The organism is Stenotrophomonas sp. CCNWLW57 (assembly GCF_037203925.1).
Lineage (GTDB): Bacteria > Pseudomonadota > Gammaproteobacteria > Xanthomonadales > Xanthomonadaceae > Stenotrophomonas > Stenotrophomonas rhizophila_A.
Genome location: NZ_JBBCBJ010000003.1, coordinates 486,463 through 508,152, shown reverse-complemented (window position 1 = coordinate 508,152; position 21,690 = coordinate 486,463). Strand labels below are relative to the sequence as shown.

Genomic DNA, 21,690 nt, shown 5'->3' with positions numbered 1-21,690 from the left:
TCAGGCGCGCGCGCCGAGGCTGACCACCATGTGGCCGCGCAGCGCGTCGTCGCTGTCGGCCTGGGGCGGGCTCACTTCGTGCAGACTGAAGCCGCGGATCAGCGCGTCTTCCTCGTCCAGGCCATCAAACGCCACGAACTCGGCGTCGAACAGCTGCGAACGGGCAGTGTCCTCGCTGTCGTAGCTGAGGGTATTGCCGTCGCTGTCGAGCACTTCGGCGGTGCCGCCCGGGCGGACCCGCAGGCGCGCCCAGATCAGGGTGTTGCCCAGGCTGGCGAGGAACCACTGGTCGTGGTGGGCGGTGATGTCAGTCATGTCAGTACCATCGAAAGCAGCCAGAGCAGGGCGGCCATGCCCAGTCCGGCCAGCAGGGTGAGCAGCGACAGCCAGGCCGGCGTGGCCAGCCCCGAGAGCGAACGGTCGGGGGTGTCGCGGTAATCGCGGCCCAGCAGCCAGCGCAGCGCGTCCGGGCGCAGGAAGGCACCACTGCCGAAGCGGTCGGCCAGGGCAGGGTGGCGGTCGCGGATATGCACCAGCGTCAGCGGCCAGAAGATCACGAAGGCACTGAACCCGGCGATCGCCACGCCGACGAAACACAGCGCGAAGAACAGGGTCATGGGCGTGCCTCCGTGGGAAGAATCAGAACTCGGCGCTGCCCGGTGCGCGCGGGTAGGGGATCGCATCGCGGATGTTGCCCAGCCCGCACACGTACACCACCAGGCGCTCGAAGCCCAGCCCGAAACCGGCGTGCGGCACCGAGCCGTAGCGGCGGAAATCGCGGTACCAGCCATAGTGGGCCGGGTCCAGGCCGAACTGGGCCATGCGCGCGTCGAGCACGTCCAGGCGCTCTTCGCGCTGGCTGCCGCCGATGATCTCGCCGATGCCCGGGGCCAGCACGTCCATCGCGGCCACGGTCTTGCCGTCGTCGTTCAGGCGCATGTAGAAGGCCTTGATGTGCTCGGGGTAGTTGGTCACCACCACCGGACGGCCGATGTGTTCCTCGGTCAGCCAGCGCTCGTGCTCGGTCTGCAGGTCCAGGCCCCATTCGACCGGGAAGTCGAACTTCCTGCCGGAATTCTGCAGCAGCTTCACCGCTTCGCTGTAGTCGATCTGCTCGAACGGCGCATTGATGAAGTCTTCCAGCTTCTTGACCGCGTTCTTGTCCACGCGCTCGGCCAGGAAGGCCAGGTCGTCGCCGCGCTCGTCGAGCACCGCGCGGAACAGGTACTTCAGGAACTGCTCGGCCAGGCGCGCGTCTTCGGCCAGGTCGGCGAAGGCGATTTCCGGCTCGATCATCCAGAACTCCGCCAGGTGGCGGGTGGTGTTGGAATTCTCGGCGCGGAAGGTCGGCCCGAAGGTGTACACCTTGCTCAGCGCCAGGCAGTAGGCCTCGACATTGAGCTGGCCGGACACGGTCAGGAAGGTTTCCTTGCCGAAGAAGTCGCGGCTGAAATCGACCTCGCCCTGCGCGGTGCGCGGCAGGTTCACCATGTCCAGCGTGGAGACGCGGAACATCTGCCCGGCGCCTTCGGCGTCGGAGGTAGTGATGATCGGGGTGCTGATCCAGTTGAACCCGTTCTGGTGGAAGAACCGGTGCACGGCTTGGGCCAGGCAGTTGCGGATGCGGGTGACTGCGCCGAACAGATTGGTGCGCGGGCGCAGGTGGGCCACTTCGCGCAGGAACTCGGCGCTCATCGGCTTGGGCTGGATCGGGTAGGTCAGCGGGTCTTCGACCAGGCCGACGATCTCGATGTCGCTGGCCTGGATCTCGAACGACTGGCCCTTGCCCTGGGATTTGACCAGGGTGCCGCGGGCGATGACCGAGCAGCCCGGGGTCAGCGCCTTCACCGCGTCGAAGTTGCCCAGGGTGTCATTGGCCACCACCTGGATGGGGGCGAAGCAGGAGCCATCGGTGACATTGACGAAGGCAAGCGCCGCAGACCCGCGCACCGTACGCACCCAGCCCCGTACTGTTGCCTCGCCGCCTTCCGGGATCTTCCCGGCAAGCGCATGTTCAACGCTGACCACCGTCATGACTTGAATCCTCTGTTGATCGACTCGATCTCTGAACGAGGAGTTTAACGGTTGCAGCGTTCTGCTTGCGAGGCATTTCTGACTGGGCCGTGGACCTATAATGTGTCCCATCTGCTGGAGTCGTCCGTCATGGCTGTCACCCTTACCCCTGTTGCCTTCAACCGCGTCCAGAAGTTCGTTGCCCAGAGCGAGGGTGCCCTGGGGCTGCGTTTCGGCGTTACCCGTACTGGTTGCTCGGGCTGGGGCCACATCACCGACCTGGCCCGCGACGAGCGCCCCGGCGACACCGTGTTCGAGCAGGAGGGGGTGCGCATCTACGTGGACGCCGACAGCCTGGCCCTGGTCGATGGCACCGAGATCGACTTCGGCAAGCAGGGGCTGAGCGAAACCTTCACGTTCAGGAACCCGAACGCCACCGCCGAATGTGGCTGCGGCGAAAGCTTCACCACCGAGGCCGACAAGGCCTGAATCCGGCCCCGGTGCCCCCACGGCACCGCCTGGCTTGCCCGGAACCGCTTCTGCTGCGATAATGCGCGGCTTCCTGCCTGATTCCTGGCAGGACCCTTGCTCCACCGCGTTCACCTGCGGGGGGCTGTCCGGCCCGAAAGGGCCACATCCGAAAGGTAAATACACATGAGTCGTCATTACGAAGTCGTGTTCATGGTCCACCCGGACCAGAGCGAGCAGGTCCCGGCCATGATCGAGCGCTACAAGGCGCTGGTCGAAGCGGGCAACGGCACCATCCACCGTCTGGAAGACTGGGGCCGTCGTCAGCTGGCCTACCCGATCCAGAACCTGGTGAAGGCCCACTACGTCATGCTCAACATCGAAGTTGACCAGGCCGTGCTGAACGAACTGACCGAAAGCTTCCGCTTCAACGACGCCGTGCTGCGCAACCTGGTCATCGTGCGCCCGGGCGCCGACACCGAGCAGTCGCTGATCATGAAGAGCAAGGACGAGAAGGGCGACAAGCCCGAGCGTGGTGAGCGTCGTCGTCGTGATGACGAAGAAGGCGAAACCACCCCCGCCGCTGACAACGATGCCGGCGACGACGCCGCTTCGGCCGCTTAAGGAGCACTGACATGTCCAAGTTCTTCCGTCGCCGCAAGTTCTGCAAGTTCACGGCCGAAGGTGTCAAGGAGATCGATTACAAGGATCTCAACACCCTGCGCCAGTACCTCACCGAGAACGGCAAGATCGTGCCGAGCCGCGTGACCGGTACCAAGTCGAAGTACCAGCGCCAGCTGGCAACGGCCGTCAAGCGCGCCCGTTTCCTGGCCCTGATTCCGTACACCGACAACCACGACGTCTGATGAAGGCCGGCGACCCCGGTCGCCGCTTTCGTAGTCCCCACCGCCCGCGCCGTTTGGCAGCGGGCGGTGCCGGGTCTACCGTTCGGATATTCGGACAGCCAAACGCTGCGGGGCCCGCCTCGCTAACGAATACATATATTGGAGCTGCACCATGAAGCTGATTCTCATCCAGAAGGTCACCAACCTCGGCGGCCTGGGCGACCAGGTTGAAGTGAAGCCGGGCTACGGCCGCAACTTCCTCGTCCCGACCGGCAAGGCCGTTCCGGCCACCGCCGCCAACGTGGCCGAGTTCGAGGCCAAGCGCGCCGAGTACCAGGCCAAGGCCGATTCGATCCTGGCCGACGCCGAAGCCCGCAAGGCTGCGCTGGAAGGCAAGAGCGTCACCGTTGCCGCCAATGCATCGACCGAAGGCAAGCTGTTCGGTTCGGTCGGCCCGCGTGACATCGCCGAAGCCTTCACCAAGGCCGGCCTGCCGCTGGAAAAGAGCGAAGTCATCCTGGGCGAAGGCGCCTTCCGCAACGTAGGCGAGTACGAGGTGGTCATCCACCTGCACGCCGACGTCGAAACCACCGTCAAGGTGGTGGTGGAAGCCGAAGCCTGATCCCTGCCGCAAGGCTGGAATCGCTGAAACGGGCGCCCGCGAGGGTGCCCGTTTTTGTTTCCGGGCGACTAAACCCGGTAGCGCCGACCGTTGGTCGGCCTCGGAAACTGCCCGCTCGCCCCTAACCGCCCGCAAAACACCCGCGCCGTTATACTCGGCCCATCGCGACTGTCCTAAAGCCAACCACGCCATGCGTCTGTCCACGATCAAGTTGTCCGGCTTCAAGTCCTTCGTAGACCCGACCACCCTGCATCTGCCCACCAACATGACCGGCGTGGTCGGGCCCAATGGTTGTGGCAAGTCCAACATCATCGATGCGGTGCGCTGGGTCATGGGCGAGAGCTCGGCCAGCCGCCTGCGTGGCGATTCGCTCACCGACGTGATCTTCTCCGGCTCGTCCGCGCGCAAGCCCGTGTCGCAGGCGACCGTCGAACTGATTTTCGACAATACCGACCACACCATCAGTGGCGAGTACGCCTCGTTCAACGAAATCTCGGTCAAGCGCACCGTCAGCCGCGATGGCAGCAGCAACTATTACCTCAACGGCACCAAGTGCCGCCGCCGCGACATCACCGACCTGTTCCTCGGCACCGGCCTGGGCCCGCGCAGTTACTCCATCATCGAACAGGGCATGATCAGCCAGATCATCGAAGCCCGCCCCGAAGACCTGCGCGTTTACCTGGAAGAAGCCGCCGGCATCTCCAAGTACAAGGAACGCCGCAAGGAAACCGAGACCCGTATCCGCCACACCCGCGAGAACCTCGACCGCCTGGGCGACCTGCGCGATGAAATCGGCAAGCAGCTCGAACACCTCAAGCGCCAGGCCCGCCAGGCCGAGCAGTACCAGGGTCTGCAGGAAGAGCGGCGGGTCAAGGATGCCGAGTGGAAGGCACTCGAGTTCCGCAACCTCGATACCCGCCTCAGCGGCCTGCGCGAAGCGCTGTCCCAGGAAGAAACCCGCCTGCAGCAGTTCATCGCCGAACAGCGCGACGCCGAAGCCCGCATCGAAACCAGCCGCGTGCGCCGTGAAGAAGCCGCCGATGCCCTGAGCACCGCCCAGGCCGAGGTCTACCAGGTGGGCAGCACCCTGGCCCGGCTGGAACAGCAGATCCAGCACCAGCGCGAAATGTCCCAGCGCCTGCACAAGGCCCGCGACGAAACCCAGCAGGCGCTGGCCGAACTGGGCCAGCACATCAGCGGCGACGAAGCCCGGCTGATGGTCCTGCGCGAAGCGGTGGAGCTGGCCGAGCCGCAGCTGGAACAGCTGCAGGAAGAAAACGAGATCAAGCAGGAAGCCCTGCGCGACGCCGAGGCCAGACTGGCCGACTGGCAGGCGCGCTGGGAAGCACATACCCGCACGACCTCCGAAGCCTCGCGCGCCGGTGAAGTCGAGCGCACCCGCGTCGACTACCTTGACCGCCAGGTGCTCGAAGCCGATCGTCGCCGCGAAGCCCTCACTGGCGAGCGCACCGGGCTGGACCTGGACGCGCTGGCCGAAGTGTTCGAAGCGCTGCAGCTGCAGCACGAAACCCAGAAAGCCTCGCTGGACGGGCTCACCGAGCAGGTGGAAGCCCGCAAGGAAGCCGTGGCCGGCCTGCAGGAGCGCCAGCGCACCGGGCAGACCGAGCTCGCCGAGATCCGCAAGCAGGCCCAGGCCGCGCGTGGCCGGCTGTCCTCGCTGGAAACCCTGCAGCAGGCTGCGCTCGGGCAGGAGCAGGGCGCGGCGGTGGCATGGCTCAAGCAGCACGGGCTGGATTCGGGCGCGCGCGTCGGCGAACGCCTCACGGTGGAGAGCGGCTGGGAAAACGCCGTGGAAAGCGCGCTGGGCCAGCTGATCGAGGGCGTGCTGGTCGATGCCCCGGAACAGCTGGTGGGCGCACTGGCCGAGCTGGGTGACGGGCGCATCGCGCTGGTCTCCGCCGACCAGAGCCCGCTGCAGGTCGCCCCGACCTCGCTGGCGGCCAAGGTGGAGGGCCCCACCGCGATCCGCCGCCTGCTGGCCCGCCTGCATGCCGCCGAGGACCTGGAACAGGCGCGTGCGCTGCAGGCCTCGCTGGGCGAGGGCGATTCGGTGATCACCCGGGGCGGCGAACGCCTGGGCGAAGGCTGGGTCCGCGTGTCGCGCTCGGGCGCGGCCAAGCAGGGCGCGCTGCTGCGCGAACGCGAGATCGTCAGCCTGCGCGAACAGATCGATACCCTGCAGGAACGCGAAGCCGAGCTGGAGAACCGGCTGGCCGGATTCCGTGACCAGCTGCTGGCCGGCGAACAGCAGCGCGAAGACGCCCAGCGCCAGCTCTACGTTGCCCACCGCAGCGTGTCCGAACTGGGTGGCCAGCTGCAGAGCCAGCAGGGCAAGGTCGAAGCAGCCCGCAACCGCATCGACCGCATCGAAGGCGAGCTCTCGCAGCTGCTGGAGACGTTGGACGCCAGCCGCGAACAGGTGCGCGAAGCCCGTGCGCGCCTGGATGAAGCGGTCAACAGCATGGGCGACCTGGAATCGGTCCGCCATGCGCTGGAAAGCGAGCGCCGCCAGCTTGGCGAAGCCCGCGACCGCGCCCGCGAAGCCGCGCGCAGCGTGCGCGAGAGTGCGCATTCGCTGGCCCTGACCCTCGAATCGCAGCGCACCCAGGTGGCCTCGCTGAGCCAGGCCCTGGAGCGCATGAGCACCCAGCGTGGCCAGCTTGACTCGCGCCTGGGCGAACTGCATTCCCAGCTCGACGACGGCGACTCGCCGGTGCTGACCCTGGAAGCCGAACACCAGAACGCCCTCGGCGAGCGCGTGCGTGCCGACCGCGTGCTGGGCGAAGCGCGCACGCTGCTGGAAGGCATCGACGCCGAACTGCGCACCTTCGAACAGACCCGCCACCAGCGCGACGAACAGGCCCTGGCCCAGCGCGAGCGCATTTCCCAGCGCAAGCTCGACCAGCAGGCGCTGGTGCTCAGCGCGGAACAGCTCACCGCCTCGGTCGAGAAGGCCGGGTTCGTGCTGCAGGATGTGATCAACACCCTGCCCGAAGATGCCCGCATCAGCGACTGGGAACAGACCGTGCACCAGATCGATGGCCGCATGCGCCGGCTCGAGCCGGTGAACCTGGCCGCCATCCAGGAGTACGGCGAGGCCTCGCAGCGCTCGGAGTACCTGGATGCGCAGAACACCGACCTGACCACCGCGCTGGAAACCCTGGAAGACGCCATCCGCAAGATCGACCGCGAGACCCGCGGCCGCTTCAAGGACACCTTCGACCGCGTCAACGCCGGGGTCCAGCAGCTGTATCCGCGCCTGTTTGGTGGCGGCCACGCGTACCTGGAACTGACCGGTGAAGACCTTCTCGACACGGGTGTGACCATCATGGCGCGCCCGCCTGGCAAGCGGGTGTCCAGCATCTCGCTGCTGTCCGGCGGCGAGAAGGCGATGACCGCGGTGGCGCTGGTATTTGCGATCTTCCAGCTCAACCCCGCGCCGTTCTGCCTGCTGGACGAAGTGGACGCGCCATTGGATGAAGCCAACGTGGGCCGCCTGGCCAACATGGTCAAGGAAATGAGCGAGAAGGTGCAGTTCCTCTTCGTGAGCCACAACAAGGCCACGATGGAGGCAGCGCACCAGCTCTCGGGCGTGACCATGCGCGAGCCGGGCGTCAGCCGCCTGGTCAGCGTGGACCTGGAAGAGGCGGCACGATTGGCGGGCGCGGCCTGACGTGCCATGCTTACCTGAACGTATTTAGCCGGAGACCCCTCGAATGTCCGACATGGCAATGCTCCGCATCGGCATCCTGGCCGCCGGCCTGCTGCTGATTGCTGCGATCTTCCTGTTTGGCCGGCCGCGTAAAAAATCGCAGGGCCGCCGCGTGGAAGGTGCCGACGGTGCTGCAGGCCAGCGCCGTGAACCGCTGCTGGGCGAACAGGAAGCGGGTGCCGCGGGCGCCGGCTTCACTGATGAGAACGGCGTGACCCAGGCCGAACTGGGCCTGCCCGAGGTGGATGCCAGCCCCGCCAGCGACCTGGGCAAGCGCGCCAGCCAGGATTTCGACAAGATCGTGTCCTTGTTCGTGGCCGCCCGCGCCGGCGAGATGCTGCGCGGCGAAGACATCGTGGTGGCCGCCGAAAAGACCGGCCTGGTGTTCGGCCACATGAACGTGTTCCACCGGCTGGTGGAAGGCCACCCCGAGCGCGGCCCGATCTTCTCCATGGCCAGCATCATGAAGCCCGGCAGTTTCGACATGGCCACCATCCGCGAGATGGAGACCCCGGCCATCGCCTTCTTCCTGACCCTGCCGGCGCCGATGACCGCTCTGGATGCCTGGGAAAGGATGCTGCCGACGGTGGAGCGCATGGCCGAGCTGCTCGATGCGGTCGTGCTTGACGACAGCAAGGCCAGCCTCGGCCGCCAGCGCATCGCACACATCCGTGACGAGCTGCGTGCCTACGACCGGCAGCACCAGGCGCCGCCACTGACCAAAGCCCCGCGCTGGTAACCGTCACCCTTTCAATCCAACTACCGCTGAGAATGCGTCGCGGAACGCGGCCATCTCCGCGTCGGTGCCCACGCTCACGCGGACGACCTGCGGCCAGATCGGCCAGCTGCGGCCGATCACCACGCCACGTTCGGCCATCGCCCTGGTGAATGCCGCGCCATCGCGCTGCACATCGACCATGAAGCAGTTGGCCTCTGTCGGCAGGCAGCGGAAACCTCGCTTCTGCAGCCATTCCACGGTGGCCTGCCGCACCCGCGTGTTCTGCTCGCGACGCTGTTCCACCAGCCCAGGCTCACGCAGGCTCGCCAGCCCCGCCGCCAACGCCGTCACCGGCAGCGGGTTGTCGCCCAGGCTGGCCAGTTCGCGCAACCGGTCCGGATGCGCGGCGGCCACGCCCAAGCGCAATCCGGCCATGCCGTACAGCTTGGAGAAGGTGCGCAGCACGATCACGTCATCGCGCTGCATCACCTGCGCGATCACCGAGCGCTGTGCGCTGAACTGCAGGTAGGCCTCGTCCACCAGCAGGCGCGTCTGCACCGGCTTGTTCGCCAGCAACCAGGCAATGTCGTCGGCGGGCGTGATCGAGCCGGTGGGATTGTTGGGATTGCACAGGTACAGCAACCCGGCGTTGACCTGCCTGGCCGCATCCACCATCGCCCGCACATCGTGGGCGCCATCGGCCCGCAGCGGCACCTTCACCACCGTGGCACCGCGCGCGGCAGCCAAGTCCCCCAGGCTTTCGAAGGTCGGGTCGGCCACTACCAGCCCGGCGCTGGGCGAGGTCCAGACCACGGCGGCGCGGTTCAACGGTTCGCTGGAGCCGGGAAACAGCCGCACGCGCTCCGCAGCCAGGCCTTCCTGCTGCGCGAACGCATCGCGCAGCTCGCCCGCCAGGGCGAACAGGTAGCGCCCGCTGTCGGCCACGATCGCGCGCGCGGCGGCCTGCGCGGCAGGCGACGGGCCGTACGGGCTTTCATTGAAGTTGAGCAGCACCGGGCCGGTACCCGCGGCGCGGGCGGGCAGGGCGGCGCTGGAAACCGCAGGACCCAGGCCGATACCGGACAGGGCCAGGCCGGTACCGGCCAGCTGCAGGAAGGAACGGCGGGACGTGACGGTCGATGACATGGCGGGAACACCCAAGGCGGGACAATTCCGGCACGCTAGCGCCACGCGGCGGGGCCGGCAAGCCACTTCGGCGGTAGTGCGTCGGAATCCGACGCGCACCGCGCGGGTGGTCGTTGTTTACGGCAGCGCCTAGAATTCACAGCCCTACCAGGATGCCTGTCGCATGAGTCCAAGCCCCGCCCAACGTGCCGAGATCCTGCGCCGCCAGATCGACGAGGCCGGCAAGGCTTACTACGACCGCGATGAGCAGCTGATTCCCGACGCCGAGTACGACCGCCTGGTGCGCGAACTCGAAGCGCTGGAACAGGCGCACCCGGAGCTGGTGAATGCCGATTCGCCCACGCAGCGGGTCGGTGGCAAGGCGGCGTCTCGCTTCGCCGAGGTGCGCCACGCAGTGCCGATGTTGTCGCTGGGCAACGCCTTCAGCGATGAGGAAGTGCAGGATTTCGTGCGCCGCATCAGTGAGCGCCTTCGCCGCGATACCGTGCGCTTCTCGGCCGAACCCAAGCTCGATGGCCTGGCCATCAGCCTGCGCTACGAAAACGGCCGCTTCGTGCAGGGCGCCACCCGTGGCGACGGCACCACCGGCGAGGACGTCAGCGCCAACCTGCGCCAGATCAAGGTGATCCCGCACACGCTGCAGGGCAGTGGCTGGCCGCAGGTGCTGGAAGTGCGCGGCGAGGTGTACATGGCCCGCGCCGATTTCGAGGCCTACAACGCCGATGCGCGCCTGCACGAAGGCAAGGTGCTGGCCAACCCGCGCAACGCCGCCGCCGGTTCGCTGCGCCAGCTCGATCCGAAGATGAGCGCGCGGCGCAAGCTGAGCTTCTATGCCTACGGCATCGGCGAAGTGCGGGGCGGTGAACTGCCGCCGACCCATTCGGCCACGCTGGCCCAGCTCAAGGAGTGGGGTTTCCCGGTCAGCGAGCTGTGCCAGGTGGTGGAGGACGGCGAGGGCCTGCTGGCCTATTACCGTGACATCGGCGAACGCCGCGACGGCCTGGCCTTCGATATCGACGGCGTGGTCTACAAGCTTGACGACCGTGCCGGGCAGGAACAGATGGGCTTTGTGTCGCGCGCTCCGCGCTGGGCCATCGCGCACAAGTTCCCGGCGCAGGAGCAGACCACCACGGTGGAGGCGATCGAAATCCAGATCGGACGTACCGGCGCGGCCACCCCGGTGGCGCGCCTGCATCCGGTTGCCGTGGCCGGGGTGATCGTTTCCAACGCCACCCTGCACAACGCCGACCAGATCAAGCGGCTGGACGTACGCGTGGGCGATACGGTGATCGTACGCCGCGCCGGCGATGTGATTCCCGAAGTGGTCAGCGTCATCGCCGACCGTCGCCCGGCGGGCACCTCGCCGTGGCGCATGCCGACCCAGTGCCCGGTATGCGGCTCGGAGATCGTGCGCGAGGAGGGCGCGGCCGCATGGCGCTGCTCGGGCGAGCTCAGCTGCCCGGCGCAGCGCAAGGAAGCCATCGCGCACTTCGCCTCGCGCCGCGCGATGGATATCGACGGGCTGGGTGATCGTTTCATCGATCTACTGGTCGAAACCGAGGTGATCAGATCGCCGGCCGACCTGTACACGCTCACCATCGACGATTTCCTGCTGGTCAAGTTTGTTCTGGACAGCGAGCGCGAGAGCATTGACAGCGACCTTCGCGCGATCATCGCTACCGATGCTAATGAACGGACGCGAGATCTGTTCCGCAAAGAGTCCGATGTGAAGTCTGCTTTCGACCCGGCGAATCTCGCTGGCGACGCTTGGCGGGCATACGTCTTTGGCCTACTCCGGCAGTCCGGAGCGACTTTCGATTGGCCGAAGAAGCATGCCAGGAAGTGGGCAGAGAATCTTCGAGGCGCGATCAATGCGAGCCGGACCCCAACGCTGGAGCGTTTGATCTTTGCGCTTGGTATCCAGCACGTGGGCGAAAGCACGGCCAAGGCGCTGGCCGCCTGGTTCGGTGACCTGGAACTGATCCGCCACCTGCCGTGGCCGCTGTTCAAGCGCGTGCCGGATATCGGCGGTGAAGTGGCGCGCTCGCTCGGCCACTTCTTCGAGCAGCCGGGCAACCAGGAGGCCATCGACGCGTTGCTGCAGGTCGGGCAGGTGCGCATCAGCGACGCCCATCCGCCCAGCGCCAAGCTGCGCGACGGGCTGGACTTCGCGCAGCTGCTGGTCGAGGCCGAAATCCCCGGGATCACCCGCCTGCGCGCGGAGAAACTGGTCGCCATGCTGCCCGATGCCGCCAGCGTGCTGGATGCCGAACCGGTGCAGCTGGTCGCCGCCGGCCTGCCCAATGAAGTGGCGCTGGGCGTGGCCGACTGGCTCGACCACGATGGGCATGGGCCGATGCTGCTCAAGGCCGATGAATACCGGCGCACCCTGCTGGAGCGCGCCCCTGAGGCCACCAGCCAAAGCGAAGGACCGCTCGAGGGCCAGACCGTGGTGTTGACCGGCACGCTCGCCCAGATGAGCCGCGACGAAGCCAAGGAACGCCTGGAAGCGCTGGGCGCCAAAGTCGCCGGCAGCGTCTCGAAAAAGACCTCGTTCGTCGTCGCCGGCACCGAGGCAGGCTCCAAACTCACCAGGGCCACCGAACTGGGCATCGATGTCTGGGACGAAGACCGCCTGGTCGCGTTCCTGGCGGCCCACTGAAAACGGATTGAATCCTTCATGCAGACGTCCCCCCTCGACTTCCGCCTCGCCACCGTCGCCGACACCGAACTGGTGGTCGGCTTGATGCGCGAGTTCTATGCCGAAGACCAGCTGGACTTCGACGAAGCGCGCGTGCGCCGCGCCCTGGCCGCACTGCTGGAAGACCCGCGCAACGGTGAAGTGCTGCTGTGGCTGTCCGAAACCGGTGAGGTCGTTGGCCACGCCGCGCTGGCCATGGGCTTCAGCCTGGAGCAGGGCGGTCATTTCGCGCTGCTCGACGAGCTGTACCTCAGCCATGCCGCACGCGGCCGTGGCCGCGGCAAGCAGGCGCTGGCCATCCTGGAACAGCGCGCCAACGCGCGCGGGGTGGAGCGCATGCGGCTGGAGGTGAACCACCACAACGAGCTGGCGCGCCGGTTGTACCTGGCCACCGGCTATGTCGATGACACCCGCAGCCTGCTCACCCTGCAGCTGGCCAGCCGCCTGCGGGACGCGCGCGCGTGATCGCCACGCTGCGCCAGCGTGCGGCGTTGAACGCGCTGATCCGCGCCTTCTTTGCCGAACGCGACGTGCTTGAAGTGGAAACGCCGATCCTCTCGGCGGCCGGCAACACCGAACCCAACATCGACAGTTTCCACACGCGTTTCAGTGGCCACGTCGATGCGGGCAGCGCCCAGCGTTGGCTGCGCACCTCGCCGGAGTACCCGCTCAAGCGGCTGCTCGCCGCGGGCGTGGGCGACTGCTACGAGCTGGGCCGGGTATTCCGCAACGGCGAAGCGGGGGGACGCCACAATCCCGAGTTCACCATGCTCGAGTGGTACCGGGTGGGCTGGGATCATCGCCGCCTGATCGACGAAACCGTGGCACTGGTGCGCGCGGCACTGGCGCTGGTCGGACGCGACGCGACACTGCAGGTGCTCGACTATCGCAGTCTGTACCAGTCGCACGTGGGGCTGGATCCGTTCGAGGCCAGCCTTGAGCAGCTGCAGGCACCGCTGGCCGAGGTTCGCATCGATGCTGACGGGCTGACCCGCGACGACTGGCTGGACCTGCTGATGACCCACTGCATCCAGCCGCATTTCGGTGATGACCAGATGACGGTGGTGCATGACTGGCCGGCCAGCCAGGCCGCATTGGCGCGGGTGCGGCCGGGCACGCCGCCGCTGGCCGAACGTTTCGAGCTGTACCTGGGCGCGGTCGAGCTGGCCAACGGCTACCACGAGCTCAACGATGCCGACGAACAACGCGCCCGCTTCGTGCGCGACCACGCGGTGCGGCAGGCACGCGGCAGCGTGCTGCCGCCGCTGGACGAGCGACTGCTTGACGCACTGCCCGGGCTGCCGGATTGCGCAGGCGTGGCGGTAGGCGTGGACCGCCTGTTGATGGCGATGAACCGTACCGGCCGGATTGCCGATGTGCTGGCATTCGATTTCGCCCACGCCTGAACGTAGTGAAGTCTCCATGAAAGTGTCTTGCACGGGTTGCGTGATGATGCTCTGATCACACCCGATGTCGGATGGTGGCGACGTAATCGTTCAGTGGCGGCGTGTATGGAGTTGATGAAACGGGTGGAAGCTGCTGCACCAACGCCGTCCGCCCTGATGTGGCGCCTGCCGGCGTTGGGGCTGGTGCTGTTCGCCTCCTGCCTGCCGCTGTCGGCGTGGGCCGAAACCGGCTATGCCGGGCAGGTAGTGCGCTGCCAGTCGCGCGACATGGAATGGGTGCATTGCGACATGCCGGTCGCCAACGGCGTCGACCTCGTCCGCCAACTGTCCGACAACAGTTGCGTGCGCGGCTCGGAATGGGGCACTGATCGCACCGGGGTGTGGGTCACGCTCGGCTGCCGGGCCGAATTCCGCAGCCGTGGCGCTCCCGGTGCCAGCAGCGGTGGCGAACGCAAGGTGCGCCGGGTGCTGCGCTGCGAATCCAATGGCCGCCCGCAGAGCTGCCCGGTGATCCTGCAGGGCGCGCCGGTGCGGCTGCTGCGCCAGTTGTCGGCGATGCCGTGTCGGGAAGGGCACAGCTGGGGCGTCAAGCGCAACGAGGTGTGGGTCACCCGGGGCTGCCAAGGGGACTTCGAGGTGGGCGCGGCCGACGGCAGTGGTTTCCTCGATGTACCGCGCCCGCTGGTCTGCGAATCCAAGTCGCGCCAGCGCCGGTTCTGCGGGGCCGGCATCAGCAAGAGCGCCACGCTGGTCAAGCAGCTGTCCGGCAGCCCCTGCGAGGAAGGCCGCGACTGGGGCTGGGATGCCCGCGGGGTATGGGTGGACAACGGGTGCCGCGCCGAATTCCATGTGAATTGAGCGCCCGTTACAATGACGGGATGAACGCATCCCCCGACATCGATTACGCCCGCTACGACCACATCCGTCCGATCCTGTGGACCGGTGATTCCCTGCAGCTGCTCGACCAGCGCAAGCTGCCGTTCGTGGTCGAACACGTGGAATGCCGTGACAGCGACGCGGTGGCCGAGGCCATCCATGCGCTGACCGTGCGCGGCGCGCCGGCCATCGGCATCGCCGCGGCCTGGGGCGTGGTGCTGGCCGCACAGCAGGTGCAGGCCGATGATGGTGCGCAGGCGCTGGCCAAGCTGGAACCGGCGCTGCAACGCCTGAACGCGTCACGCCCGACCGCCGTCAACCTGGCCTGGGCGCTGGCACGCATGCGCCGCGCCGTGGCGCCCGCCGGTGCCGACTGGGCGCAGGTGCTGGCCCGCGAAGCGCAGGCCATCGCCGACGAAGACCTGGCCGCCAACCGCCACATGGGCGCGCTGGGCGCCGGCCTGATCGATGCCGGCAGCGGCGTGCTGACCCACTGCAACACCGGTTCGCTGGCCACGGCCGGCTTCGGTACCGCACTGGGCGTGATCCGCGCGGGCATGGCCCAGCACCGCATCGGCCGGGTGTTCGCCGGCGAGACCCGGCCGTGGCTGCAGGGCGCGCGCCTGACCGTGTGGGAGCTGCAGCAGGACGGCATCGACGCCACCCTGATCGCCGATTCGGCCGCTTCCCACCTGATGAAGACCGGGGCGGTGCAGTGGGTGATCGTCGGCGCCGACCGCATCTGCGCCAACGGCGACACCGCCAACAAGATCGGCACCTACCAGCTGGCCATCGCCGCCCGCCACCACGGGGTGAAGTTCATGGTGGTGGCACCGTCGTCCACGGTGGATATGGACACCGCCGACGGTGCGCAGATCGAGATCGAGCAGCGCGACCCGGGCGAGCTGTACGGCGTGGGCGGTACCCGCACCGTGGCCGAAGGCATTGCCGCCTGGAACCCGGTATTCGACGTCACCCCGGGCGAGCTGATCGACGCCATCGTGACCGAGAAGGGCGTGATCCTGAATCCCACCGTGGCCAACATGCAGGCTGCGTTCGGTTGACCGTGGGCCGGCCAACGGCCAACGGCCAACGGCCGGCGGTTGCGGTAGCGCCGACCGTTGGTCGGCCCCAGGCGGTGCCGATCGGCCCTCACATCGGCGGTCTTGCGCAATTGTCCCGAAGCCGCACCTAAGTCCCTGATTCCTGCAGATAAAAACACCGTAAACGGCGGCGGAAAGGGCCCCGTTGTGGTAGACTCCGTCAGTTAATCGAGATTCCGACGCCGCCGCCCCGCAAGGGCCGGCGCGACGGACTGGACCGCTACCAGACAACGGAACCCGAATGGCAGAAAACGCCAAGGAAATCATCCAGGTCAACCTGGAAGACGAGATGCGCAAGAGCTACCTCGATTACGCCATGAGCGTGATCGTGGGGCGCGCCCTCCCGGATGCGCGCGATGGCCTCAAGCCGGTGCATCGCCGCGTGCTGTACGCGATGAACGAGCTGAACGCGCACAGCAACAAGCCTTACTACAAGTCGGCGCGTATCGTCGGTGACGTCATCGGCAAGTACCACCCGCATGGCGACCAGTCGGTGTACGACACCCTGGTGCGCATGGCGCAGCCGTTCTCGCTGCGCTACATGCTGGTGGACGGCCAGGGTAACTTCGGTTCGGTCGACGGCGACTCCGCCGCGGCGATGCGTTACACCGAAGCGCGCATGTCGCGGCTCACCCATGAGCTGATGGCCGACATCGACAAGGAAACCGTCGATTTCCAGCCCAACTACGACGAAAAGGAACTGGAGCCGACGGTCATGCCGACCCGGTTCCCGAACCTGCTGGTCAACGGTTCGGCCGGTATCGCGGTGGGCATGGCGACCAACATCCCGCCGCACAACCTGACCGAGGCGATCAACGCCTGCATCGCGCTGATCGAGAACCCCGAGATCGACGTTGACGGCCTGATGGAGTACATCCCGGGCCCGGATTTCCCCACCGCCGGCATCATCAACGGTACCGCCGGCATCGTCGCCGGTTACCGCACCGGTCGTGGCCGGGTGCGCATCCGCGCCAAGGCCGATATCGAAGTGGCCGACAACGGCCGCGAATCGATCATCGTCACCGAGATCCCGTACCAGGTGAACAAGGCCCGGTTGATCGAAAAGATCGCCGAGCTGGTCAAGGAAAAGAAGCTCGAAGGCATCAGCGAGCTGCGCGATGAGTCCGACAAGGACGGCATGCGCATCTACATCGAAATCAAGCGCGGCGAGTCGGCGGAAGTTGTGTTGAACAACCTCTACCAGCAGACCCAGATGGAATCGGTGTTCGGCATCAACATGGTGGCGCTGGTCGATGGCCGCCCGCAGTTGATGAACCTCAAGCAGATGCTCGAGGCCTTCGTGCGCCACCGCCGCGAAGTGGTCACCCGCCGCACCGTGTTCGAGCTGCGCAAGGCGCGCGCCCGTGCCCACGTGCTGGAAGGCCTGACCGTTGCGCTGGCCAACATCGACGAGATGATCGAACTGATCAAGACCTCGCCCAATCCCAACGAAGCCCGCGAGCGCATGCTCGCGCGCCTGTGGGAACCGGGCCTGGTCGGTTCGATGCTGGGTGCGGCCGGTGCGGAAACCTCGCGTCCGGAAGACCTGCCGAAGGGCGTGGGCCTGATCGAGGGTGGCTACCAGCTGACCGAGATCCAGGCCACCCAGATCCTGGAAATGCGCCTGCACCGCCTGACCGGGCTGGAGCAGGACCGCCTGACCGAAGAGTACAAGCAGCTGCTGGAAACCATCGCCGGGTTGATCCACATCCTGGAAGATCCGGACCGCCTGCTGCAGGTCATCCGCGAAGAGCTGGTCAACGTGCGCACCGAGTTCGGCGACGAACGCCGCACCGAGATCCGCCACAGCGAAGAAGACCTGGACATCCTGGACCTGATCGCGCCGGAAGACGTGGTGGTCACCGTGTCGCACGCCGGTTACGTCAAGCGCCAGCCGGTCAGTGCCTACCGTGCCCAGCGTCGCGGCGGCCGTGGTCGCAGCGCGGCGTCGACCAAGGAAGAGGATTTCATCGAGCAGCTGTGGCTGGTCAACACCCATGACACCCTGCTGACCTTCACCAGCTCGGGCAAGGTGTTCTGGCTGCCGGTACACCAGCTGCCCGAAGCCGGTTCGAATGCGCGTGGGCGCCCGATCATCAACTGGATTCCGCTGGAATCCGGTGAGCGGGTGCAGGCCGTGCTGCCGGTACGCGAGTACGCCGAAGGCCAGTTCGTGTTCTTCGCCACCCGCAACGGCACCGTCAAGAAGACCCCGCTCAGCGAGTTCGCGTTCCGCCTGGCGCGCGGCAAGATCGCGATCAACCTCGACGAGGGTGACGCGCTGGTCGGCGTCGGCCTGACCGATGGCGACCGCGACATCCTGCTGTTCGCCTCCAACGGCAAGACCGTGCGCTTCGGCGAGGACCGGGTCCGCTCGATGGGCCGTACCGCCACCGGCGTGCGCGGCATCAAGATGGCCAAGGGCGAGGAAGTGGTCAGCCTGATCGTGGCCGAACGTGCCGGCGGCAGCGAGGACGAGAGCGAAGACGACGTGCAGGTGGAAGAGACCACGGTCGAGAACGGCGATGCCGTGATCGAGGGTGGCGACGACGACAGCATGCTGTACATCCTGACCGCCACCGAGAACGGCTACGGCAAGCGCACCCCGCTGCCGGATTACCCGCGCAAGGGTCGTGGCACCCAGGGCGTGATCGGCATCCAGACCACCGAGCGCAACGGCAAGCTGGTCAGCGCGGTGCTGATGGGCTCGCGCGACGAGGTCCTGCTGATCTCCGACGGTGGCACCCTGGTGCGTACCCGCGGCTCGGAAATCTCGCGCGTGGGCCGCAACACCCAGGGCGTGACCCTGATCCGCCTGTCCAAGGACGAGAAGCTGCAGGCGGTGGAGCGGATGGATGCGTCCATCGACGATGTCGAGGACGACGTGGAGACTGCCGCAACGCCGGTCGACACCGCCCCGGCACCGGTCGCAGGCGACGAAAACCCGCAGGGTTGATCCACCCGCAACGCACTACGAAGAACGCCGGCCAACGCCGGCGTTCTTCGTTTCCGGAACCTGGAGCCCGCCGGCGCGCTCAATGCCCGGTAGCGCCGGCCGTTGGCCGGCCCAGGCGGCCCATCCGAAAGCCCGAAGAAAATCCCACCCCATTCACACCCGAACAGGCATAAGCTTCAAAAAAACCGGCCAGCAGGGGAGGCCGGCAGCATCCAGGGTTCCGCCGTACCGGGGAGAACACCGATGTCCGCTGTGCCGACCTCAGAGCCGCCCGTGGTGCTGCCGCCGCGCCACCCCCTGATCACCGTGCTCGCGCTGGTCCTGCTGCTCCTCGGACTTGTACTGGGCGGCCTGGGCGCTTGGCTCGCGCAATTGGGCGGGTCCTGGTACTACGTCGTGGCCGGGGCAGGACTGCTTGCCGCAGGCGTGCTGCTGTGGGGCAATCGCCGCGCCGGCGCATGGGCCTACCTCCTGGTGTTCGTCGGTACGCTGCTCTGGACATGGTGGGAATCGGGCAGTGACTACTGGCGTTGGGTACCGCGCCTGGGCCTGGTCACCGCGCTGGGCTTCCTGCTGGCACTGCTGCTGCCAACCCTGCGCACGCCGGTGCCGCGTCGCATCTCCCGCACCCTGGCCGGGGTGCTGGGACTGGTGTTCGCGGTGGCATTCACCCTGGCCTTCGTCCCGCACGGGGCAGTGGCCGGTGCGCAGGCGTTCCCGGTCGATGCCGCCGGTACCGGACTCGCCCCGACCCGCGAGGCCAGCCCGCAACCGGCCGACCAGCCCGCCCCGGGCGACTGGACCGCCTGGGGCCGCAGCAACGCGGGCACGCGCTATTCACCGCTGCAGCAGATCACCCCGGCCAACGTTGGCGACCTTGAGCTGGCCTGGCAGTTCCGCACCGGCGACCTGCCGAAGAAGCGCTGGGGCGCTGAGACCACCCCGCTCAAGGTGGGCGACAGCCTGTACCTGTGCACCGCGCGCAACCAGCTCATCGCGCTGGACGCGGCCACCGGCAAGGAGCGCTGGCGCTTCAATCCCAAGGTGAAAGACGCATCCATTCCCTACACGGCCGCATGTCGCGGGGTGGCCTACTACGAAGTGCCCGGCGTGCCGCAGGTGGATCCGGTGCTGGCCGACGTCGCCGCCGACCTGGCGCTGCCCGAACCCCCACCCAGCATGGGCAACCGGCCGCTCGCCGCGGGCAACCGCGCGCTGTGCGCGGCGCGCATCATCGAGGGTACGCTGGATGGGCGCCTGATCGCCGTCGACGCCGCCACCGGCCGTCCGTGCCCGGGCTTCGGCAACAATGGTCAGGTCGACATCACCCTGGGCATGGGCGAGGTGCCACCGGGCTATGTATCCATTACCTCGCCGCCGGCGATCGTGCGCGGGGTGATCGTCACCGGCCACCAGGTGCTGGACGGACAGCGCCGCGATGCCCCGTCCGGGGTCATCCAGGCCTACGACGCACAGACCGGCAAGCTGCGTTGGGCGTGGGACATGGATGCACCCGACCGCAGTGGGCTGCCACCGCAGGGCCAGACGTATACGCGCGGCACCCCCAACATGTGGACCACTGCGACCGGCGATGAGCAGCTGGGACTGGTGTACCTGCCGATGGGCAATTCGGCGGGCGATTACTGGAGCGGTTCGCGCACTGAAAACCAGAACCGCTATGCGACCTCGCTGGTGGCGCTGGACGTGGCCACCGGCAAACCGGTGTGGAACTTCCAGGCCGTGCGCAAGGATGTCTGGGATTACGACCTCGGCTCACAGGCCACGCTGATCGATTACCCGACCGCCGCCGGCAAGGTGCCGGCGATCCTGCTGCCGACCAAACAGGGCGACCTGTACGTGCTGGACCGGCGCACCGGTGAACTGCTGACGCCGGCGGAAGAGCGCGCGGTGCCCGGCGGCGGAGTTGAGCCCGAACAACGCGCGCCGACCCAGCGTTTTTCGCTGTACCACACGCTGCGCAAGCCCGACCTGACCGAGCGCGACATGTGGGGCATCACGCCGATTGACCAGCTGGTCTGCCGCATCCAGTTCCGCAAGGCCAGTTACCAGGGCTTCTACACGCCGCCCACTGCAGACCGCCATTCCATCGAATACCCGGGTTACAACGGCGGTTCGGACTGGGGCAGCGTCGCGGTGGATCCGCGCCACGGCGTGATCGTGGCCAACTACAACGACATGCCCAACTACAACCGGCTGGTGCCGCGCGCCGAAGCGGACCGCAAGGGCTGGGTGCCACGCGAGCAGGTGCGTGCCGACCGCGGCGGCGCCGAAGGGGCAGGGGACCCGCAGACCGGCACCCCGTATGCCATCGACGTCAACGCCGGCTGGCGCCTGCCGTTCACCAGACTGCTGTGCAAGCAGCCGCCGTATGGGGGCATCCGTGCCATCGACCTGCGCACGGGCCAGCTGCTCTGGGACCGCCCGTTCGGCAGCGCGCGCGGCAACGGCCCGTTCGGCATCCGCTCCGGCCTGCCGATCGAGATCGGTACCCCGAACAACGGCGGCGCCGCGCTCACCGCCAGCGGCCTGATCTTCATCGCCGCCGCCACCGACGACCTGCTGCGCGCCATCGACCTGAAGACCGGCAAGGAGCTGTGGCACGCCAAGCTCCCTGCCGGTGGCCAGGCCAACCCCATGGTCTACGAATACGACGGCCGCCAGTACGTGGTGATCATGGCCGGCGGCCACCATTTCATGGAAACCCGGGCCGGCGATTACGTGATGGCATACGCGCTGCCAAAGGGAAGCAAAAACGGCCAGAGCCAGCGGTAGAGCCGACTGTTAGTCGGCTGCCTCACTTGCGTGGGTCATCATGCTTGACCACATCCACTGGCTGGCGCAGTTGCGGACCCGCACTCTGGGCTATTGCGTGCAGCGCTTCAAGGCGCGCAGCAGCTACCTGATGAATCGATGTCGGAAGCGTAGCGGCGCCGTCTGGCAGCCGGGCTACTACGACCATGCGATCCGGAGCGACGAATCACTGCGCGAACAGGCGATGTACATTCTTGCCAATCCAGTGCGTGCGAATCTTGCGGAACGGATAGGCGACTATCCACACGCATGGTGCAGATGGGAGCTGTAG

At 67.1% G+C, this 21,690-nt stretch carries 18 protein-coding genes; 14 read left to right on the top strand and 4 right to left on the bottom strand.

Annotation, left to right across the window (positions count from 1 at the left end):
• The 3 genes from V9K91_RS10210 to asnS are packed head-to-tail and all read right to left on the bottom strand — an operon-like array spanning nucleotide 1 to nucleotide 2,034.
• Nucleotides 1-315: a hypothetical protein gene (locus V9K91_RS10210; protein WP_068852887.1), complete on the bottom strand. Its 315-nt coding sequence runs from the start codon at nucleotides 313-315 to the stop codon at nucleotides 1-3.
• Nucleotides 312-617, bottom strand: coding sequence for a hypothetical protein (locus V9K91_RS10205; RefSeq protein ID WP_093532547.1), 306 nt, complete (start codon nucleotides 615-617; stop codon nucleotides 312-314). The genes V9K91_RS10210 and V9K91_RS10205 overlap by 4 nt, the downstream gene beginning before the upstream one ends.
• Nucleotides 618-639: 22 nt before the next feature.
• A complete protein-coding gene (gene asnS, locus V9K91_RS10200) occupies nucleotides 640-2,034 on the bottom strand; it encodes an asparagine--tRNA ligase (RefSeq protein WP_093532548.1) in 1,395 nt (464 codons plus the stop codon).
• Nucleotides 2,035-2,163: 129 nt separating this feature from the next.
• On the opposite strand from asnS, the gene V9K91_RS10195 reads away from it, so the two are divergent.
• From V9K91_RS10195 to zipA, 6 genes are all read left to right on the top strand, one after another.
• Entirely contained in the window at nucleotides 2,164-2,502 is a 339-nt protein-coding gene (locus V9K91_RS10195; protein WP_093532549.1) for an iron-sulfur cluster assembly accessory protein, read from the top strand.
• A 165-nt stretch (nucleotides 2,503-2,667) separates the two neighbouring features.
• On the top strand, nucleotides 2,668-3,105 hold the full coding sequence (gene rpsF, locus V9K91_RS10190; protein ID WP_093532550.1) for a 30S ribosomal protein S6: 438 nt from the start codon (nucleotides 2,668-2,670) through the stop codon (nucleotides 3,103-3,105).
• 11 nt (nucleotides 3,106-3,116) lie between these two features.
• On the top strand, nucleotides 3,117-3,347 hold the full coding sequence (rpsR, locus tag V9K91_RS10185) for a 30S ribosomal protein S18 (RefSeq protein ID WP_002804494.1): 231 nt from the start codon (nucleotides 3,117-3,119) through the stop codon (nucleotides 3,345-3,347).
• A gap of 151 nt (nucleotides 3,348-3,498) precedes the next feature.
• Complete coding sequence (gene rplI, locus V9K91_RS10180; protein ID WP_068852873.1) at nucleotides 3,499-3,948, top strand: 50S ribosomal protein L9; 450 nt, start codon at nucleotides 3,499-3,501, stop codon at nucleotides 3,946-3,948.
• A gap of 190 nt (nucleotides 3,949-4,138) precedes the next feature.
• Complete coding sequence (gene smc, locus V9K91_RS10175) at nucleotides 4,139-7,642, top strand: chromosome segregation protein SMC (RefSeq protein ID WP_336443186.1); 3,504 nt, start codon at nucleotides 4,139-4,141, stop codon at nucleotides 7,640-7,642.
• Nucleotides 7,643-7,685: 43 nt separating this feature from the next.
• A complete protein-coding gene (gene zipA / locus V9K91_RS10170) occupies nucleotides 7,686-8,420 on the top strand; it encodes a cell division protein ZipA (protein ID WP_095362734.1) in 735 nt (244 codons plus the stop codon).
• 3 nt (nucleotides 8,421-8,423) lie between these two features.
• Here the strand turns inward: zipA and V9K91_RS10165 are convergent, their stop codons facing one another.
• Nucleotides 8,424-9,545 carry a pyridoxal phosphate-dependent aminotransferase gene (locus tag V9K91_RS10165; RefSeq protein WP_095362733.1) on the bottom strand — a complete coding sequence of 374 codons (1,122 nt, stop codon included), beginning with the start codon at nucleotides 9,543-9,545 and terminating at the stop codon, nucleotides 8,424-8,426.
• Nucleotides 9,546-9,708: 163 nt separating this feature from the next.
• Here V9K91_RS10165 and ligA point away from each other — a divergent pair, with 163 nt between their 5' ends.
• The 8 genes from ligA (at nucleotide 9,709) to V9K91_RS10125 (ending at nucleotide 21,690) form a co-directional block, all read left to right on the top strand.
• Complete coding sequence (gene ligA / locus V9K91_RS10160; RefSeq protein WP_336443185.1) at nucleotides 9,709-12,207, top strand: NAD-dependent DNA ligase LigA; 2,499 nt, start codon at nucleotides 9,709-9,711, stop codon at nucleotides 12,205-12,207.
• Nucleotides 12,208-12,225: 18 nt separating this feature from the next.
• Nucleotides 12,226-12,711 (top strand): GNAT family N-acetyltransferase, encoded by a 486-nt coding sequence (locus tag V9K91_RS10155; protein WP_068852860.1) that lies wholly within the window; start codon nucleotides 12,226-12,228, stop codon nucleotides 12,709-12,711.
• Entirely contained in the window at nucleotides 12,708-13,652 is a 945-nt protein-coding gene (gene epmA / locus V9K91_RS10150; RefSeq protein ID WP_306988219.1) for an EF-P lysine aminoacylase EpmA, read from the top strand. Before V9K91_RS10155 ends, epmA begins: the two co-directional genes overlap by 4 nt.
• 156 nt (nucleotides 13,653-13,808) lie before the next feature.
• On the top strand, nucleotides 13,809-14,510 hold the full coding sequence (locus tag V9K91_RS10145) for a DUF3011 domain-containing protein (protein WP_184127086.1): 702 nt from the start codon (nucleotides 13,809-13,811) through the stop codon (nucleotides 14,508-14,510).
• Nucleotides 14,511-14,530: 20 nt separating this feature from the next.
• The gene (mtnA, locus tag V9K91_RS10140; protein WP_336443184.1) at nucleotides 14,531-15,592 is read left to right on the top strand and encodes an S-methyl-5-thioribose-1-phosphate isomerase; all 1,062 of its coding nucleotides are present in this window, start codon (nucleotides 14,531-14,533) and stop codon (nucleotides 15,590-15,592) included.
• A 280-nt stretch (nucleotides 15,593-15,872) separates the two neighbouring features.
• On the top strand, nucleotides 15,873-18,587 hold the full coding sequence (gyrA, locus tag V9K91_RS10135; protein ID WP_210130572.1) for a DNA gyrase subunit A: 2,715 nt from the start codon (nucleotides 15,873-15,875) through the stop codon (nucleotides 18,585-18,587).
• A 243-nt stretch (nucleotides 18,588-18,830) separates the two neighbouring features.
• A complete protein-coding gene (locus V9K91_RS10130) occupies nucleotides 18,831-21,380 on the top strand; it encodes a membrane-bound PQQ-dependent dehydrogenase, glucose/quinate/shikimate family (protein ID WP_336443183.1) in 2,550 nt (849 codons plus the stop codon).
• A gap of 37 nt (nucleotides 21,381-21,417) precedes the next feature.
• Entirely contained in the window at nucleotides 21,418-21,690 is a 273-nt protein-coding gene (locus V9K91_RS10125; protein ID WP_336443202.1) for a transposase, read from the top strand.

Bases quoted from the DNA above. Each gene is read 5' to 3' on its own strand.
- V9K91_RS10210 (WP_068852887.1), bottom strand. From the start codon at position 315: ATGACTGACATCACCGCCCACCACGACCAGTGGTTCCTCGCCAGCCTG.
- V9K91_RS10205 (WP_093532547.1), bottom strand. From the start codon at position 617: ATGACCCTGTTCTTCGCGCTGTGTTTCGTCGGCGTGGCGATCGCCGGG.
- asnS (WP_093532548.1), bottom strand. From the start codon at position 2,034: ATGACGGTGGTCAGCGTTGAACATGCGCTTGCCGGGAAGATCCCGGAA.
- V9K91_RS10195 (WP_093532549.1), top strand. From the start codon at position 2,164: ATGGCTGTCACCCTTACCCCTGTTGCCTTCAACCGCGTCCAGAAGTTC.
- rpsF (WP_093532550.1), top strand. From the start codon at position 2,668: ATGAGTCGTCATTACGAAGTCGTGTTCATGGTCCACCCGGACCAGAGC.
- rpsR (WP_002804494.1), top strand. From the start codon at position 3,117: ATGTCCAAGTTCTTCCGTCGCCGCAAGTTCTGCAAGTTCACGGCCGAA.
- rplI (WP_068852873.1), top strand. From the start codon at position 3,499: ATGAAGCTGATTCTCATCCAGAAGGTCACCAACCTCGGCGGCCTGGGC.
- smc (WP_336443186.1), top strand. From the start codon at position 4,139: ATGCGTCTGTCCACGATCAAGTTGTCCGGCTTCAAGTCCTTCGTAGAC.
- zipA (WP_095362734.1), top strand. From the start codon at position 7,686: ATGTCCGACATGGCAATGCTCCGCATCGGCATCCTGGCCGCCGGCCTG.
- V9K91_RS10165 (WP_095362733.1), bottom strand. From the start codon at position 9,545: ATGTCATCGACCGTCACGTCCCGCCGTTCCTTCCTGCAGCTGGCCGGT.
- ligA (WP_336443185.1), top strand. From the start codon at position 9,709: ATGAGTCCAAGCCCCGCCCAACGTGCCGAGATCCTGCGCCGCCAGATC.
- V9K91_RS10155 (WP_068852860.1), top strand. From the start codon at position 12,226: ATGCAGACGTCCCCCCTCGACTTCCGCCTCGCCACCGTCGCCGACACC.
- V9K91_RS10145 (WP_184127086.1), top strand. From the start codon at position 13,809: ATGTGGCGCCTGCCGGCGTTGGGGCTGGTGCTGTTCGCCTCCTGCCTG.
- mtnA (WP_336443184.1), top strand. From the start codon at position 14,531: ATGAACGCATCCCCCGACATCGATTACGCCCGCTACGACCACATCCGT.
- gyrA (WP_210130572.1), top strand. From the start codon at position 15,873: ATGGCAGAAAACGCCAAGGAAATCATCCAGGTCAACCTGGAAGACGAG.
- V9K91_RS10130 (WP_336443183.1), top strand. From the start codon at position 18,831: ATGTCCGCTGTGCCGACCTCAGAGCCGCCCGTGGTGCTGCCGCCGCGC.